Annotated in this window: 15 protein-coding genes and 1 other annotated feature; of the genes, 4 read left to right on the forward strand and 11 right to left on the reverse strand. The window is 53.6% G+C overall.

Annotated features, from left to right (window positions below; all coding sequences use genetic code 11):
- Positions 1-290: 290 nt before the first annotated feature.
- The 5 genes from thrC to R9X49_RS16590 form a co-directional block, all read right to left on the reverse strand.
- A complete protein-coding gene (gene thrC / locus R9X49_RS16575; RefSeq protein ID WP_319849434.1) occupies positions 291-1,580 on the reverse strand; it encodes a threonine synthase in 1,290 nt (429 codons plus the stop codon).
- 3 nt (positions 1,581-1,583) lie between these two features.
- Positions 1,584-2,513 carry a homoserine kinase gene (thrB, locus tag R9X49_RS16580; RefSeq protein WP_319849436.1) on the reverse strand — a complete coding sequence of 310 codons (930 nt, stop codon included), beginning with the start codon at positions 2,511-2,513 and terminating at the stop codon, positions 1,584-1,586.
- 2 nt (positions 2,514-2,515) lie between these two features.
- Positions 2,516-4,975, reverse strand: a complete 2,460-nt coding sequence (thrA, locus tag R9X49_RS16585) for a bifunctional aspartate kinase/homoserine dehydrogenase I (protein WP_319849437.1) — start codon at positions 4,973-4,975, stop codon at positions 2,516-2,518.
- Positions 4,976-5,065: 90 nt separating this feature from the next.
- Positions 5,066-5,181, reverse strand: a sequence feature (Thr leader region).
- The gene (thrL, locus tag R9X49_RS23185; RefSeq protein ID WP_071531141.1) at positions 5,120-5,206 is read right to left on the reverse strand and encodes a thr operon leader peptide; all 87 of its coding nucleotides are present in this window, start codon (positions 5,204-5,206) and stop codon (positions 5,120-5,122) included. (Overlaps the previous feature by 62 nt.)
- A gap of 193 nt (positions 5,207-5,399) precedes the next feature.
- Positions 5,400-6,086, reverse strand: coding sequence for a tRNA/rRNA methyltransferase (locus R9X49_RS16590; RefSeq protein WP_319849439.1), 687 nt, complete (start codon positions 6,084-6,086; stop codon positions 5,400-5,402).
- Between the two features lie 764 nt (positions 6,087-6,850).
- On the opposite strand from R9X49_RS16590, the gene arcA reads away from it, so the two are divergent.
- Positions 6,851-7,567 (forward strand): two-component system response regulator ArcA, encoded by a 717-nt coding sequence (arcA, locus tag R9X49_RS16595; RefSeq protein ID WP_010300511.1) that lies wholly within the window; start codon positions 6,851-6,853, stop codon positions 7,565-7,567.
- A gap of 55 nt (positions 7,568-7,622) precedes the next feature.
- Here arcA and creA read toward each other — a convergent pair whose 3' ends face one another.
- Positions 7,623-8,105: a protein CreA gene (gene creA / locus R9X49_RS16600; RefSeq protein WP_225085844.1), complete on the reverse strand. Its 483-nt coding sequence runs from the start codon at positions 8,103-8,105 to the stop codon at positions 7,623-7,625.
- A 205-nt stretch (positions 8,106-8,310) separates the two neighbouring features.
- On the opposite strand from creA, the gene robA reads away from it, so the two are divergent.
- Entirely contained in the window at positions 8,311-9,198 is an 888-nt protein-coding gene (robA, locus tag R9X49_RS16605) for an MDR efflux pump AcrAB transcriptional activator RobA (protein ID WP_319849442.1), read from the forward strand.
- Here the strand turns inward: robA and gpmB are convergent.
- Complete coding sequence (gene gpmB / locus R9X49_RS16610; RefSeq protein WP_319849443.1) at positions 9,187-9,837, reverse strand: 2,3-diphosphoglycerate-dependent phosphoglycerate mutase GpmB; 651 nt, start codon at positions 9,835-9,837, stop codon at positions 9,187-9,189. The two genes, robA and gpmB, sit on opposite strands and share 12 nt — an antisense overlap.
- Positions 9,838-9,887: 50 nt before the next feature.
- On the opposite strand from gpmB, the gene yjjX reads away from it, so the two are divergent.
- A complete protein-coding gene (gene yjjX, locus R9X49_RS16615; RefSeq protein ID WP_319849444.1) occupies positions 9,888-10,427 on the forward strand; it encodes an inosine/xanthosine triphosphatase in 540 nt (179 codons plus the stop codon).
- Between the two features lie 3 nt (positions 10,428-10,430).
- Here yjjX and trpR read toward each other — a convergent pair whose 3' ends face one another.
- Positions 10,431-10,778 (reverse strand): trp operon repressor, encoded by a 348-nt coding sequence (gene trpR / locus R9X49_RS16620; protein WP_319849445.1) that lies wholly within the window; start codon positions 10,776-10,778, stop codon positions 10,431-10,433.
- 72 nt (positions 10,779-10,850) lie between these two features.
- Positions 10,851-12,776: a murein transglycosylase gene (gene sltY / locus R9X49_RS16625; protein ID WP_413775895.1), complete on the reverse strand. Its 1,926-nt coding sequence runs from the start codon at positions 12,774-12,776 to the stop codon at positions 10,851-10,853.
- A gap of 367 nt (positions 12,777-13,143) precedes the next feature.
- On the opposite strand from sltY, the gene ettA reads away from it, so the two are divergent.
- A complete protein-coding gene (ettA, locus tag R9X49_RS16630) occupies positions 13,144-14,811 on the forward strand; it encodes an energy-dependent translational throttle protein EttA (RefSeq protein WP_015841807.1) in 1,668 nt (555 codons plus the stop codon).
- An 85-nt stretch (positions 14,812-14,896) separates the two neighbouring features.
- Here ettA and R9X49_RS16635 read toward each other — a convergent pair whose 3' ends face one another.
- The gene (locus R9X49_RS16635) at positions 14,897-16,600 is read right to left on the reverse strand and encodes a methyl-accepting chemotaxis protein (RefSeq protein WP_319849447.1); all 1,704 of its coding nucleotides are present in this window, start codon (positions 16,598-16,600) and stop codon (positions 14,897-14,899) included.
- 250 nt (positions 16,601-16,850) lie between these two features.
- Entirely contained in the window at positions 16,851-17,762 is a 912-nt protein-coding gene (locus R9X49_RS16640) for a LysR family transcriptional regulator (protein ID WP_319849448.1), read from the reverse strand.
- Between the last annotated feature and the right edge of the window lie 127 nt (positions 17,763-17,889).

The following is a 17,889-nucleotide window of genomic DNA, read 5'->3' on the forward strand; positions in this document are numbered from 1 at the left end:
AATTATGCTGAGGAGATAGCGGGCTTAGGATGAGCCGCAAGGATGCGGCGAGAGCTTGCGCCACGTCGGGAACGTGTCGCAAGCGTTCCGTTCAGCCAGATATCGACGAAGGCACCGCGCTAGCGGCATAATTAACGCCGACAGCCTGGGTTCGCAGGGCGGCGGCGATTGAGCGCCCTGCGTCGGGCGCGTGCTACTGAGTAGCATGAAAATGACAATATCATCGCGCACGAAACCATCTCTTAGCCCACAAAAATAGCGTAACTAAGAGACAGTCCTTGCAAAAAGCCTTATTCCGGCAGCGCCATCAGAAACTCACGCAGCTTCGCGAAATCATCCGGGAAGTTGTGCGACAGCAGATCCAGATCGGCACGCTCAGCCAGCGCTTCAGGCAGATCCAGTTCTTTGCCCAAAATGGCTTCTACGCTTTCCTTGAATTTCGCTGGGTGCGCCGTACCCAGGAACAGGCCAAACTCACCGGCTTGCAGCTGATCGCGCAGCAGACGGTAAGCAATCGCAGCGTGCGGCTCAGAGAGATAGCCTAACGCATCCAGCTCATGCATGGTTTCTTCCGTGGTCTCATCGCTCACCGCGCCAAAACCCAGCGTTTTCAACTGCCAGTTTTTACGACGGAACAGCTCTTCCACGCGCGGCCAGTTGTTCGGCTGACTCACGTCCATCGCGTTGGATAACGTTGCCACCGTTTTATTCGGTTCCCAACTCCCGCTGCTCAGGAAGCGCGGCACGGTGTCATTGGCGTTAGTCGCCGCGATGAAGCGCTTAATCGGCAGACCCAGCGATTTTGCCAGCAGTCCGGCGGTCAGATCGCCGAAGTTACCGCTCGGCACAGAAACCACCAGCTGATTACGCGCTTCCTGTGGCAGTTGTGCAACGGCTTCAAAGTAGTAGCAAATTTGCGCCAGCAGACGGCTGATATTGATGGAGTTTGCCGAGTTCAGGCCAATCGCCTTTTTCAGTTCCTCATCATCAAACGCCTTTTTCACCAACGCCTGACAGGCATCGAAATCGCTATCGATAGCGATGGTGTGAATGTTGCCGCCCAGCGTGCAGAACAGTTTTTCCTGCAACGGACTGATCTTGCCCTGCGGATATAAAATCACCACACGAACATTTTCCAGACCATAGAAAGCATGCGCCACGGCAGCACCGGTGTCGCCAGAGGTCGCCGTCAGAATGGTAATTTTCTCGTCGCCAGACACTTCCGTCAGCATTTGCGCCATAAAGCGGCCGCCGAAGTCTTTAAAGGCCAGCGTCGGACCGTGGAACAGTTCCAGCGCGGCGATATCTTCCGCTACCGGTGCAACCGGCGCCGGGAACGCAAAGGCCGCTTTTACGCGCTCGAACACGGTTTCAGCCGCAATTTCATCGCCGATATACGCAGACAGAATGCGGCTGCTGCGGGTAACGAAATCCAGATCCAGCAGGGCATCGATTTCGGTGCGCTCAAATTCCGGCAGTTCCAGCGGGAAGAACAGCCCTTGCTGGCTACCCAGTCCTTGCTTGATAGCCTGAGCAAAACTGACCTGCTCGTTATGATCTTTAAGGTTGTACAGTTTCATGCGTTATCCCAGTTGTCGTGCGCCAGTCGTATCAAGACGGCAAATATGAACAAAACCTTCATCGTTCTGCAAATAGTTATCCCGCAGCCAGTCGGCCAGGCGCTGTGCGCTCGCCATGTCGTTGCAAACGGAGAATAACGTCGGGCCAGAGCCGGAAATACCACAGGCCAGCGCCCCGATATCTTCAGCAGCCTGGCGAGCGGCCGCAAAGCCGGGCAGCAGTTTCGTACGATAAGGTTCCGCGATGACATCCTTCATCAGTTTCGCCGCCAGCGCAGCCTGTCCGGTATGGCAAGCGTGGATAAAACCAGCCAGATAACGGCCGTGACTGATGCAATCCTGACGACGATATTGTGCAGGCAGAATCGCGCGCGCTTCAGCAGTAGAGACCTTAATCCCCGGATACGCCATGACCCACAGCCAGTCATCAAACGACGGTACAGGCTGGCTGATGATGCCGTTTTCTTCCAGCATCAGTTGGACGCCGCCAAGGAAACACGGAGCCACGTTATCGTAGTGAACGCTGCCGGAAATGCGCCCTTCCAGCTCACCCATCAGTTTCAGCAGACGGGTATCATCCAGCGGCTTGCCGCAAAATTCGTTCATCGCCATCAGCCCGGCGACGACAGAACAGGCGCTGGAACCTAGCCCTGAACCAATCGGCATATTCTTTTCGAGCGTCATCGCCACCGGCACGGTTTTGCCAATTTCCTGACAGAAAAGCTCCCAACATTGGTACACAATGTTTTCTTTCGGGTTGTCCGGCAGCTTGCTAACAAAACGCCCTTCATTACGCAGGCTGAACAGATCGGCCGCCTCGACAGAGACGCAATCGCCCAGCAATGAACCGTCTACCGGCGAAACGGCCGCACCCAGTACATCAAACCCAACGCTGACGTTACCGATTGATGCAGGTGCATACACCTTAACCATAATTATGCTCCCAACTTCCATGACAAGGTGCGCAGCAGATCTGCGAACACACCAGCAGCGGTAACATCGTTACCCGCGCCATAACCGCGCAACACGAGCGGCAGTGGCTGATAATAACGGCTGTAGAATGCCAGCGCATTCTCACCATCTTTGACTTTAAACAGCGGATCGTTGCCGCCAACGGCGCTGATCTTGACCTTGCAGCGACCTTCTTCAATGACGCCGACATAGCGCAACACTTTACCTTCATCGCGCGCTTGTGCAACACGGCTGGCGAACTCATCGTCTACCGACGGCAGGCGCTGCATGAAGCTGGCGACATCGCCAGAGGCATCGAAGCTGGCAGGCAGAACGGATTCCACTTCAATATCGCCCAGCTCCAGCTGATAACCCGCTTCACGCGCCAGAATCAGCAGCTTACGCGCCACATCCATACCGGATAGATCGTCACGTGGATCGGGTTCGGTATAACCTTTCTCTTTCGCCTGCGTGGTCGCTGCAGACAGCGACATGCCTTCGTCGAGTTTACCGAAAATAAAGGACAGCGAGCCAGAGAGAATACCGGTAAAGCGAATCAGCTCATCACCCGCATTCAGCAGGTTTTGCAGGTTCTCAATCACCGGCAGGCCTGCACCGACGTTAGTGTCATACAGGAAACGACGGCGGGATTTCGCCGCAGCGCTGCGCAGTTGGTGATAATAGTTCATCGACCCCGTGTTGGCTTTCTTGTTTGGCGTCACCACGTGGAAGCCGTCGGCCAGGAAATCCACATACTGATCGGCCACGGCCTGATTCGACGTACAGTCAACGATAACCGGGTTAAGCAGGTGGTACTCTTTAACCAGACGAATCAGACGGCCCAGATTGAACGGCTCGCGGGCTTTCGCCAGCTCTTCGCGCCAGTTGTCCATCGAAATGCCGTTAATATTGGTCAGCATGGCTTTGGAATTCGCGATCCCACACACACGCAGGTCGATATGTTTGTCTTTCAGCCACGGCTGCTGACGGTGAATCTGCTCCAACAGTGCGCCGCCCACGCCGCCCACGCCGATAACAAATACGTCGATCACCTGATCGGTGTTAAACAGCATCTGGTGAGCCACGCGCACGCCGGTGGTCGCCACATCGTTGTTTACCACGACGGAGATAGAGCGTTCGGAGGAACCCTGCGCGATAGCCACAATATTGATATTGGCCGTCGCCAACGCGGAGAACAGACGCGCAGACAGGCCGCGCAGCGTGCGCATACCGTCACCCACGACAGAGAGGATCGCCAGACGTTCCATCACATCCAGCGGCTCCAGCACGCCTTCTTTCAGTTCCAGATAGAATTCGTCTTCCAGCGTTTTTCTGGCACGCGCCAGCTCGTTTTGTGATACGCAGAAGCTGATGCTGTACTCAGAAGACGACTGCGTGATCAGCACGACCGAAATACCCGCACGCGACATCGCAGCAAACACGCGTGCCGCCATGCCAACCATGCCTTTCATGCCAGGGCCGGATACGTTGATCATCGCCATGTTGTTCAGGTTGGTAATCCCTTTCACCGGATACTGAGTATCCGTGCTGTCCATGCCGATGAGCGTACCGGGAGCCTGAGGGTTTTCGGTGTTTTTGATGAGGCAAGGAATTTGGAACTGGGCGATAGGAGCGATGGTGCGAGGGTGAAGGACTTTGGCGCCGAAATAGGACAGCTCCATCGCCTCCTGATAAGACATCGATTTCAATAATCGAGCGTCCGGCACCTGACGCGGATCGCAGGTATAAACACCGTCTACATCGGTCCAGATCTCACAGCAGTCCGCACGTAAACACGCGGCCAGTACCGCAGCGGAATAGTCTGAACCGTTGCGGCCCAGCACCACCAGTTCGCCTTTGTCGTTACCGGCCGTAAAGCCCGCCATCAGGATGACATGATCTTTCGGGATGGCGCTTTCAGCGATGCGGCGAGTCGATTCCGTGATATCCACGGTGGATTCAAGATAGTGTCCCTGCGCCAGCAGCTTCTCGACCGGATTGATAACGGAAACTCCATAGCCGCGCGCCTGAAAGACCGCTTCCATGATGGCGATAGACAGTTTTTCCCCTCGGCAGATAATTGCGGCGTTCACACTGTCAGGACACTGGCCCAGCAACGCGATGCCATGCAGAACGTGTTTCAGCTGTGCAAATTCCTGATCCACGAATGCCTTCAGACGGGCATGTTCAAAACCGGGTTGAGACTCAGCAAGGCCTTGCAGCAGCGAAGAAAAGATTGTTTCGGCGTCATTCAAATGAGGCAGGATATCTTGTCCGGCGACGGTTTTCTCAATCATGGCAACCAGATGGTTGGTAATTTTCGCCGGAGCGGACAATACGGTAGCCACCTGTCCCTGGCGCGCGTTGTTTTCGATAATGTCGGCAACGCGCGCAAAACGCTCCGCATTTGCTACTGAAGTCCCGCCAAATTTCAACACTCGCATTTTTATCTTTTCTCCTGAATTTCTGCCAACCAAACGCCGGAAGCGTTTTTGTATGCCGCTTGCAGGCGGCGCTGAGGGATAACCTGCCGTAAAAAAAAAGCCCGCACTGTTCGGTGCGGGCTTTTTCTGGAATCTTTATATGCGTCAGCCCGCACCGTTACTGGTTGTATCGGTGATGGTAATAATCGTGGTGATCAGGCTGATAGTGCGCATGCTAAAATCGAATCTCATTAGAAGTAGAGTTATCTGCCCTATTAGTTAGGCCAATCGCCCTTTGAAGTCAACGGATTTCTTTTTTTTCTTCTCGCTGAACGAAAAATGCCTACCGCTAAACCCACTGCCGAAACGGGAATACGCCGGACGAACCATTGTCAAAATACACGTTTCAAGATGTTCGACTGCCAAAAAAGCCATCTTTGCTATCTTATTTCGGCAAATTTTTTTCAATGTCGTGTAGCAGCCGATGGAGCATAGCCGTATCGCGCTGCTCTAAACGTCCCAGCCGCTGATGCAGCCAGTCTCGCAGTTTTTCATCATCCTCAACCGCCAAATTCACCAGTAGCCGATCCAAACGATCGTGTAGCGCCGACAATTGTCCCACTGCCGCAGGCTGTGCCACTTCCGGTTTAACGTCCATCAGTTCAGCCAGTTGGTAACAGTACACCATCACCGCCTGACCAAGATTCAACGAAGGGTAATCCGCTTTCATCGGTACGCCGGTCAATACATCCGCCAGTTCGAGTTCTTCATTCGTCAGGCCAACATCCTCCCGACCAAACACCAGCGCCGCAGAAGCCATCCATTGCACCTTCTCCTGCAATACGCCAGTCAGTTCAGCTGGCGTGCAGTAATAACGATACTTAGCCCGGCTGCGCGCGGTGGTCGCAACCGTAAAGTCGACATCCGCCAGTGCTTCAGCCAGCGTGGCAAACACCTGTACGTTATCCAGAATGTCCCCCGAGCCGTGCGCTACCCAACGAGCTGCCGGTTCTTGATGTGCAGTGCTACCGACAATACGCAAGCTGCTGAATCCCATCGTTTTCATCGCACGGGCTGCCGCCCCTACATTCTCTGCCCGGGCGGGCTCAACCAAAATAATATGAAACTGCATAAACTCCTCAGTATGGATTACGTGCGTTCTGTCACTATCTCCACCAGCCGTCAAATAAAACAGCAGCGTCATCGATAGCGATTACTGATAACGATTGATTAATAAGTGCTATTCGTTGATAACCGCAGCGTGTTGATCGTTACGGTGAAAAGTTAACAATAAACCAACAAAATTTCCGGTATCAATTCAGCCTTCGGCAGGAAACATCAGAGAGTCCAAAAAACGGGCAGGAAGAGAAAACCCTAAGAAAAATAAGGTAAATTATTTTATTTCAATAAGTTATAAAACGACTGCCGACTGTGTAGCACCAATTATGATTATTGGCATTTGCTATGCTAAATCGTTCATAAAAAGTGCTAAATTGTGACGTAAACTGGCAATCCTATAAGTGTTTATCACAAAATAGTTAACGTGCTAAAATGAAATTTGATATATGTCAACAGAACCGTAGATTTATCAGCAGGCAAAATCCGTGCTTACTGTTATGTTGCTGTTAATAAGGTTAAACTGTGCGCCACTTTGAGCGCAGTTAAATTAGCGCCACGCTCATCCGCTAGCAGTACCTCTAAGCGGGTAGAGAATGAACACCAGTAACGCATTTACGTACTTGAGTCTGATGTTGAGCGAGAGCGTAGTTTACCTCGATAAGCTCCAGGGAAATACCCGGAATAACTGGCGTTGTAGCCAGCGGGACAGCAGGGTATGACAGCGACTTCTGTACTTCCGATTTCTATAATTTAAGTTGGCAATTTTAGGTAGCAAACATGCAGACGCCGCACATTCTTATTGTTGAAGACGAGCTAGTAACTCGTAATACCCTCAAAAGCATTTTTGAGGCGGAAGGATACGTTGTTCACGAAGCCACTGATGGCGCAGAAATGCACCACATTTTGTCCGAGAATGACATCAATCTGGTGATCATGGACATCAACCTGCCAGGAAAGAACGGCCTGTTGTTGGCACGTGAACTGCGCGAGCAAGCCACCGTTGCCTTGATGTTCCTCACCGGCCGCGACAATGAAGTCGATAAGATCCTCGGTCTGGAAATCGGTGCGGATGACTACATCACCAAACCGTTCAACCCACGTGAATTGACGATCCGCGCGCGTAACCTGCTGTCACGTACCATGAATCTGGGCAGCGGCACTGAAGAGCGTCGTCTGGTGGAAAGCTACCGCTTCAACGGCTGGGAATTGGACATCAATAGCCGTTCTCTGATTAGCCCGGCTGGCGAACAATACAAGCTGCCGCGCAGTGAATTCCGCGCCATGCTGCACTTCTGCGAAAACCCGGGCAAGATTCAGTCTCGCGCGGAACTGCTGAAGAAAATGACGGGCCGTGAGCTTAAGCCACACGACCGTACCGTTGACGTCACCATCCGCCGTATCCGCAAGCACTTTGAATCTACAGCCGATACGCCGGAAATCATCGCGACGATCCACGGTGAAGGCTACCGCTTCTGCGGCGACCTGGAAAATTAATCCCCCTCAGCCGGAACAGGCATCTGTTCCGGCTGTTTTCCCTTCTTACCGCACGTTATTCACTCTTTGCCCACGGCATAACCGGCACCGCGCTTAACGCATTTTTCGGCGAACCATCGACTAAGCGATCGGAGTAAGCAAGATAGATCAGCGCATTGCGCTTTTGATCGTAAAATCGAACAACCTGCAATTTCTTGAAAACCAGCGATGTTCTTTTCTGGAACACCACAGATCCGCGATCGCCGCCGTTTTTGATTTTATCGGACAGCGTAATCGGCCCAACCTGCTGGCAGGAAATAGCGGCGTCCGATGTGTCTTCCGCCAACCCTAATCCGCCCTTGATTCCGCCTGTTTTGGCTCGGCTAATGTAGCAGGTCACGTTTGAAACATCTGGGTCGTCAAACGCTTCCACCACGATCTTATGATCCGGCCCCAGCAGTTTAAAGGCGGTATCGACAGACCCGACCTCTTCCGCACTGACGACGCCAGCGGTGGACAGCAATAGCAGACCCGCTCCCATGATGCGCTTTATGTTCATATTTCAGGCCCTGTGACAATTCATGACAAACAATTAATAACCACAATTAAAAAGAGGATGTACAAAATAAACCACTATCGCAATCCTCCTTATCCAAATTACCTGCGGAATATTTTCAAAAATCTTCGGCAGTACCAAAGTGAAAATATTGCTATGATGCGGGATCTCAATACGCTCGCGCCCAATGTGTTTGATGAGGAAGATTATGGATCAAGCCGGTATCATACGTGACTTGCTTAACTGGCTGGAAAGCCATCTCGACCAACCGCTATCACTGGATAATGTGGCGGCGAAAGCGGGTTATTCCAAGTGGCATCTGCAAAGAATGTTCAAAGACGTGACAGGCCATGCCATTGGTTCATATATCCGAGCGCGGAGATTGACCAAAGCGGCGGTTGCACTTTGTCTGACCAGTCGCCCTATCCTTGATATTGCCCTGCAATACCGTTTTGATTCACAACAGACCTTTACCCGCGCGTTCAAAAAGCAGTTTTCCCAAACGCCTGCGTCTTATCGTCGTTCCGATAATTGGAATACTTTCGGCATTCGTCCGCCGATCCGGCTCGGCGCGTTTACCCTGCCACAGCCGCAGTTTATCACTCTGCCAGAAACGCAGCTGCTTGGGCTAACGCAAACCTATAACTGCCGTCTGGAGCAGATTTGTAACTTCCGTACGGAAATTCGCGTCCACTATTGGCGTCAGTTTTTGGGAGAAACGCGCTGCGTTCCCCCCGTGCTTTACGGGCTGCATCATTCACGGCCGAGCAAAGAGAAAGACGACGAGCACGAAGTCCTCTACACCACCGCGCTGGAGCCACAGTACCTGCCGGATGATGTCCACACTGGCGAACCCATTACGCTACCGGGCGGCGACTACGCGATGTTTGTTTTTGAAGGGCCAAACGACGAGCTACAAGACTTCATCATCACGCTGTATGACACCTGTCTGCCGACTTTCCAGCTCACGCGCCGCAAAGGGTTCGACGCCGAGCGTTTTCACCCCAGCCGTGATACAGACGGGGAAATACCCGCGATCATCCGCTGCGAGTATTTGATCCCCATCCAGCACCCAGAGCAGCTCTCAGCGCTGTAGCTCATCCAGTGCCGGGATATCCAGATGCGAGATATCTCCGGCCGTTTCCACCACCCATCCCGGTGCCAGCCACGGGCTTTGCTGATAATCGATGCGCGACAGAGAGCAGTTGCGCAGGCGCAGGCGCCGCTCAGCCGATGCGGGTAACCCCAGAACCGTACTCAGCAGGCAGCCCAGCGCCATCCCGTGGCTCACCAGCAGAGGACGACTTCCCGCAGGCAATGCCAGACAACGTTCCAGAACGCCGTGCATGCGCAATGCGACATCACTCATCGATTCACCTTCCGGGATGCGGCCATCGGGCGTGCCATCCACCAGCCCTTTACGCCACCCTTCTTCCTCGGCGGTCAGCGAGTCCAGATCGCGCGCTTCCAATACGCCCATGTTCAATTCACGTAACCCGGGCTCCAGGATTATCTGGCAATTACCACAAGATTTAGCGATGATTTCTGTCGTCTGACGCGTTCTTCCGAGATCGCTGGTAAAAATATGCGTAATCCCTAACGTCCTGATTCGTTCAGCAACTTGCTGTGCCTGTTGCTCACCTCTTGGCGTCAGCGCACTGTCCGATTGACCTTGAATACGTCGAGCCACATTCCATTCTGTTTCGCCGTGGCGAACAAGATATACCTGTAACATGGTTATTTTCCGTTATACTGCGTCAAATTAACTAAAGGTACGAAACTGTTATGTATCACGTTGTTGCTGCAACTACCAACCCGGCAAAGATTAAGGCTATTACACTGGCATTCACCGATGTCTTTGGTGCAGAAAGCTGCCGCATCGAAGGCGTTGACGTCGATAGCGGCGTCCCGCGTCAACCTCTTGGTTCTATCGAAACCCGTACTGGCGCCAGAAACCGCGTCATGATGGCACGCCAGGTGCGGCCGGAAGCCGATTTTTGGGTCGGTGTCGAAGCGGGCATTGAAGAAAGCATGACTTTCGCCTGGATGGTGATCGAAAACACCCACCTGCGTGGTGAATCACGCTCTGCAAGCCTGGTTCTTCCAGAAAGTATATTACATGGTATCCGTGAAGGGCGGGAATTAGGCGATGAAATGGAACGTTTGACGGGCGTTCAGAATATTAAACATAAAGGTGGTGCCATCGGCGTCTTCACCGACGGCAAACTGTCACGTACCAGCGTGTATCATCAGGCGCTGCTGCTGGCACTGGTGCCGTTTCATAATCCGATCTATCAGATTCCCGTTCAGGCCGCAAAACCGTAACGATTACACGTCGTCACCCAACGGTTTATCTGCCGACAGCAACTGCGCTTCCAGCCAGCTTTTTAACGCGGGGGGCGCGGCTTTCAGGCTATTTGAACCGCGCGTGATGGTCGCAATCCCTGCACCTAACTCGCTTTTCAGCTCACGCTGACTCATTTCACCCCGCATCAGTTCCTGCACAATTCTCACTCGCGTTCCCAACGCGGTACGCTCGTCCGGCGTCAGTAGCAGTTGGAGCAACGGCAATTGCAGATCTTCCGCAATAGACTGCTGCAATAGCGCGACAAAGCGCAACCAGTGCTCATTGTCTTGTTCAGAAAGTGCCGGGTCGATAAGCGATAACGGAGTCATAACGGGCTGCCATACTATTTAACTAGTACGGCAGCATAACACAATTTCAGGCAACGATCGCAACGCGGCGTCTCAATAACGCCGCTGCCATTCCGCATCCGTCAGCACATTGGCTGGCTGGTGAAGGAAATAACGATAGAAGACGTCATAGGCCAGCACATTTTTCACATATCCCCGTGTTTCCGAGAATGGAATACTTTCGATAAACGCAACGGGATCAATGCGCCCGGCGCTGTTTCTCAGCCAGGTATTCACCCGCGACGGCCCGGCATTATAAGCCGCGGAGGACAGAATCCGGTTACGGCCAAATGTCTGGTACACGTACTCCAGATAGCTCGTTCCCAGCAGAATATTGGTCTCAGGATCGAACAGCTGGCTGCTATTCGTATAGAACGTGATATTGCTCATTTTGGCAGTATGCTGCGCCGTCGCGGGCATCAACTGCATCAAGCCTGATGCGCCGACCGGAGAACGCGCTTTCGGGTTCCAGGCGCTTTCCTGACGAGCGATCGCCATCGCATAGCTTTGGCTAATGCCTTTCCCCTGCGTTTCACGGCGGAATTCGTCATTCCAGGCCAGCGGGAAACGCTCTTCCAGATGATCCCACAGCTTCGCGACAATTGTTGCCTGCACGCTCAAGTCAGCCCAGCGCTGTTCAAACGCATAGCGAGCCAGCGCTTCCTGCTGCGGTTTGCTGCGGTTCGCTACCAGCCCGACCCACTCGCTGCGCGCCAGATTATCCATCTGCCAGAACATCAATTCCCGCACGCGGGCGACTTCCGGTAGCTGGGACAGGGAAGGATCCGGTTTCACCGCCGTCATGATCGTAATGGGATAGCGCTCGTTGAGCTTCTGCGCTGCCGCCATAGGGTAGAACCCGCGCTCCTGCATCAGGCTGCGTAATAGCGTCTCGCCTTCCTGACGTTTGCCCTGTTCTAACAGCACCACCGCGCGCCAGTAGCGCCATTCGTCTTTCTGTAACGCCTCTGCCGGTAAGCGCGCCATCCAACTCGTTAGCCCCTGACGATCGCCTGCGCCCAGCGCCATGCGTACGCGACGTTCCAGCAAGGTCGTCGAGGTGCTCTGCCGCACTACGCCATCCCGCCACTGCGCCTGTTCTGACGTAGCATCGTTGCCCATCAATCGCCAGGCAATGGTTTCTTCCATCTCCTGACGCTCTGCGGCGCTCATTTTCTGCAAACGGACAATGACCGGCAGCATCGAACGGGCATTATCAGCATCCTGACGCGCCGTGCGCGTGAAGGCCGACAGCGTGACTTTTCGGGTGAAATCCGTTGGCCCGACGGTACGGGCGAAGCTCTCCAGCGAGTTTGGATCGTTCTGGAGTTTGAGCAGCGCATCGCCCATCGTTTTATAATCGTCAGGTAACTGCTTGATGAGGTAGCTCACCAGACTGCTGCTGCCTTCATCCATCGCCAGACGCGCGCGTTCCAGCGTCGTCAGCGGCGTCTGTTCGCCCGCTTGCTGCCAGACGGAGAAGAGTTTATCGCACACCGCAGGGAGCGAACGCCCAGTCAGCCAGATATCACGTGTAGCTTCCCACACGCCCTGACGCTGCCCGGTGGCCCACTGGGCATAATAAAAGTTACAGCGGGCGCTGACCGGTTTCGGCGGCTGCGGGCTAAATGCCAGCAGCCCGATCCAGTCCTGACGACGCGCCAGTTCATTCACAAAGCTGGTATTGAGATTACGAGCGGGCGGCAGCGTCGGATGCGTTGCCATAAACTGCCTCACCTGCGTCGCGCTGACCTGGCTCAGATCCTGCGTGAGAGAACGGTATTCAAGATAAGGATAAAGCGGGTAACTGCGCAGCGTCGGCATCAGCTGCGCTACCGTGTCCATCTGGTTGCTGTCCCATGCCTGCTTAACCTGCTGATAGCGCTGACGCTGTTCGTCCAGAGAATCCGCCAGCACGTGGCCGGAGGCCCCAGCCAAACATATCGCCGCAACGGCGTACCACCAATGACCCGCTTTCATCACCTGCATTAACCTCATCCGTTATCGAACTTGCTATCGGCATCCTTCATCGTATCGATACCCCTATCCTATCGGGCAGATCCAGTGTGGCACATCATGCCAGACAACGATACGTCGATCCGCAAACCGATTCTGAAATTCATCAGGCGGGCTGACCTCTCAGATCGGCCATGGCAAATCGCCGGATAGCTGGGATCGCGGACTGAAACCCGCTACACTTCATACTCAAAGTAATGCACTTAGAATAATCGATCCGCTGCCAGGGTATTGCCTTAGCAGCGATGTAGTATTAAGTAGCATCGTGCTACACATGGTCACCCGCTTATGGTGACAAATCATAGAGATAAGAGAGAGGCGAAGTCGCAACGTGGCTCAATATGTTTATACCATGCATCGCGTCGGTAAGGTCGTACCGCCGAAGCGTCACATTCTGAAAAACATCTCCCTCAGTTTTTTCCCCGGTGCCAAGATCGGCGTGCTGGGTCTGAACGGAGCCGGTAAATCAACGCTGTTGCGTATTATGGCTGGCATTGATACGGACATCGAGGGCGAAGCTCGCCCACAACCTGGAATCAAAATCGGCTATTTGCCGCAGGAACCACAGTTAAACACGGAGCACACCGTACGTGAATCCGTAGAAGAAGCGGTGTCTGAAGTCGTGACCGCACTGAAGCGTCTTGATGAAGTTTATGCGCTGTATGCCGACCCGGATGCAGATTTCGATAAACTGGCTGCCGAGCAAGGCAAGCTGGAAGAAATCATTCAGGCGCATGACGGTCATAACCTGAATAACCAGTTGGAGCGCGCCGCCGATGCGCTGCGCCTGCCGGAGTGGGATGCGAAAATCGCCAACCTGTCCGGGGGTGAACGTCGCCGCGTGGCCCTGTGCCGTCTGCTGCTGGAAAAGCCGGACATGCTGCTGCTCGACGAACCAACCAACCACCTGGACGCCGAATCCGTCGCCTGGCTGGAACGCTTCCTGCATGACTTCGAGGGTACCGTGGTAGCAATTACCCACGACCGTTACTTCCTCGATAACGTAGCGGGCTGGATTCTGGAGCTGGACCGCGGCGAAGGCATTCCGTGGGAAGGCAACTACTCTTCCTGGCTGGAGCAGAAAGATCAGCGTCTGGCACAGGAAGCTTCTCAGGAAGCGGCACGCCGTAAATCCATTGAGAAAGAGCTGGAGTGGGTGCGTCAAGGCGCTAAAGGCCGTCAGTCCAAAGGTAAGGCTCGCCTGGCACGCTTTGAAGAGCTGAACAACACGGAATACCAGAAACGTAACGAAACCAACGAACTGTTTATTCCGCCTGGTGCTCGCCTTGGCGATAAAGTGGTGGAAGTCACCAACCTCAGCAAATCTTACGGCGAACGCCAGCTCATCGACGGGCTTTCTTTCTCCGTACCGAAAGGTGCCATTGTCGGTATCATCGGCCCGAACGGCGCCGGTAAATCGACGCTGTTCCGTATGATGTCCGGTCAGGAGCAGCCAGATAGCGGCACGATTGAGCTGGGTGAAACAGTGAAACTGGCGTCAGTCGACCAATTCCGTGACGCGATGGACAACAGCAAAACCGTCTGGGAAGAAGTGTCCGGCGGGCAGGACATCATGCGTATCGGCAACACCGAAATGCCAAGCCGCGCTTACGTTGGCCGTTTCAACTTCAAAGGGGTTGATCAGGGCAAACGCGTTGGCGAGCTGTCCGGTGGTGAACGCGGCCGTCTACATCTGGCGAAGCTGTTGCAGGTAGGCGGCAACGTGCTGCTGCTCGATGAACCGACCAACGACCTGGATATCGAAACCCTGCGCGCGCTGGAAAACGCCCTGCTGGAATTCCCTGGCTGTGCCATGGTGATCTCGCATGACCGTTGGTTCCTCGACCGTATCGCCACACACATTCTGGATTATCAGGATGAAGGTAAAGTGGAATTCTTCGAAGGTAACTTTACCGAATACGAAGAATACAAGAAGCGTACGCTGGGCGCTGATGCGCTGGAACCACACCGCATCAAATACAAGAAGATCGCTAAATAAGCCGTCATCAAACGTGATAAACAAATGGCCCGCATTGCGGGCCATTTTTTTCCATACTCGTCATACTTACTTCATTTACCGGGAATCAGAACGTTTCCCAGTTTTGATTATCGCTGCCTTTGCTACTGGTCCCGGCAATCGCCATTGCTGGCGCTAGACGCGGTTGCGGCGTAGCCTTCGGCAAGGACGCTTTCAGTCTCTGAGCCACCCCAGCCAGCTTGAATACCGCGACAGCCTGCGTCAGACGCGCGGCCTGCTCTTCAAGTGACACGGCGGCGGCCGAAGCTTCCTGCACCAATGCCGCATTCTGCTGCGTCGCACTGTCCATTTCAGACACGGCCTGACTCACCTGCCCAATGCCACGGCTTTGTTCGTCGGAAGCGGAAGCAATTTCCCCCATGATGTCGGTCACGCTGACAACCGCGCGGACAATCTCACCCATGGTTGTGCCCGCCTGAGACACAAGCCCAGACCCCGTTTCCACCAGTCGGCTCGATTCGCCAATCAGCCCTTCAATCTCTTTCGCGGCCTGTGCGCTGCGCTGCGCCAAATTACGGACCTCACCCGCCACCACAGCAAAACCACGCCCTTGCTCACCCGCTCGCGCGGCCTCCACCGCCGCGTTCAGCGCCAGAATGTTGGTCTGGAAGGCGATGCTATTAATGACGGAAGTGATTTCAGAAATACGTCGTGAACTGGTGGAAATATCCTGCATGGTATCTACCACGTTCTTCACGATCTGCCCGCCCTTCTCCGCTTTTTCAGAAGCATTCTTCGCCAGTTGGCTGGCGTGATGGGCGTTGTCAGAGTTCTGTTTCACCGTTGCGGTCAGCTGTTCCATGCTCGCTGCGGTTTCCTCCAGCGCGGCCGCCTGCTGCTCGGTACGCGACGAGAGATCGACGTTACCCGCCGTAATTTCTGACGATCCCTGATAGATCGAATCCGCACCTTCGCGCACGATCGTCACCGTATCCGTCAGTTCCGCCTGCATGTTCTGGATATTCGTCCCCAGAATGCCGATTTCATTACGCCCCATCACCATCGGCGGCTGCGTCAGATCGCCTGCGGCAATCTTCTGGATACGCTCAACCAGTCTGTTGATTGGCGCGAGGATCACATTGCGCACCATGATGTAGGCCATGATCGCCATAATGATAGACAGGACAAATGAGCCCGCCATCATCCAGTAACCCAGCTTGGCATTCTCCGCCGCACGCAGGTTGATATCCTGCGCGGCTTTCGTGAGTTCACTCACCTTCTTGCGAACCGGAACACTGAACGCTTCATCTAGCTGACGGGCTAGCGTACTTTCCAGCGTAATCGTATCTTCAAACTCTCCGTCATTTGTCGCCTTCTGCATAGCCAGAATCGCTTTATCACGGTAGTCGGCATACGCCTTAAGAATTTCGCTATCCAGCGCGCTTTCACTCTCCAGTTTGTCTGGACGCGCGAGGTATTCATCCAGACGCTTCTGCGAGGCTCTGACTCTGCCAGCAGCCTGATCTGAAGCGGATTTAAAGACCTCGTGATCGCTAATACGGTTTGCTGCACCCGCCTGAATAAGCAGCAGTCTGGCAACGCGTAACTGATCGAGGCTGCTGCTGATACCGGCGCGGATATCAGACAACTCATTAGCCTTATCGAGTGAATCATTACTCTGCTTTAAAAAATAACTCGCTGTGCCAATAGAAAGCGCAAATAAAATCAGGATAATTGAAAAAAGAGTAATAAATAACGAAACGAGACGTATATTGTTGATGTAACTCAACTTCTCTTTTTGAATAGACATCGGTTGCATTCTCATTTTCACCATCACTGGTATACATTATCTCTGCCATTACAGGTGCGACAGAGCCCAGATATCACTGTGACAATAACGCCACGCAGGACAAACCTTTCATAAAAAAGTCAAAAGGAACCAGAAGTGTTATCGGCATTTCCAATTTAAAACGTACCTAAAATAAGTTGATAGAAATCACGTTTCAATAAAAATTAAAATATACCCATAAAAATGAAACAAAGATATTGTACGCACGGCATCACGGCTGATTTTTCAAAAACGTTGAGTAATCGTCCAACGCCCGATGTTGTAAAACAAAGTCGATAAAACACGCCAGCGCGGGCGAATTCAGTTTGCGGCTGGGATACACCAGATAAAGTTCATTAGCTTCCACCTGCCAATCCGGCAAGACCCTGACCAGCTTCCCGGAAACCGCTTCATCCAGACAGAGAAAATCCGGCAATAACGTAATGCCAGCCCCCGCCATGGCGCACTCGCGGGCGTAAAGCAGGTTATCCGTGATATGCGCCTCGGGCAGTAACCAGCGATAAAGCTCAGAACCGCGATGAAGAAGCCACTCCGTCCAGGCATGATGTGCGATACAGCGGTGCTGTTGGAGCTGCTGTGGATGGAGCAATGCCGGATGCCGCGCCAGATAGTCAGGCGACGCCAGCAAATAGCGGGGAGTCTGCCCAAGCGAACGCCCGATCAGTGAAGAGTCATGCGGTTTACCAGTACGAAAAGCGACATCAAAACCTTCTTGAACCAGATCGATCACCTCATCTGAAATCAGCACATCCAGCGATACCGCCGGAAAGCGCTGCTGAAACTCGGCCGTAAGCCGCGCCAGCAGCGTGGAACCGAATCCCGCCGGGCTGGTGATACGCAGCCGCCCGCTGGGATTATCACGCAAGCGCTGTATGGCAAGATCGGCACGCTCGCTGGCTTGCAGCATTTCCTGACAGTGAATCAGGTAGCGCTCGCCTGCAAACGTCAGATTGAGCTGGCGCGTCGTGCGATTCAACAACCGCAGGCCAATCTGCTGTTCAAGCTGGCTAATGCGCAGGCTCAGGCTGGATTTTGCCAGCCCTGCCTTTCGCGCCGCCTGCGTGAAACTGCCACACTCGGCCACCAGCGCAAACAGCGCCATATCCTGCAATTGTTTAAACATGATTGTTCACCTTAGACGAACACTGCATTATTTATTGTCCATCTTATCAGCCCTATCACCGTGTTCTACACTTGGTTTTATGCAAAAAAACATGCCTTACTCAAAAACATGTCTTATTCACAAGACT

Origin of the sequence: Pectobacterium carotovorum, assembly GCF_033898505.1 — a bacterium.
Taxonomy (GTDB): Bacteria; Pseudomonadota; Gammaproteobacteria; order Enterobacterales; family Enterobacteriaceae; genus Pectobacterium; species Pectobacterium carotovorum_J.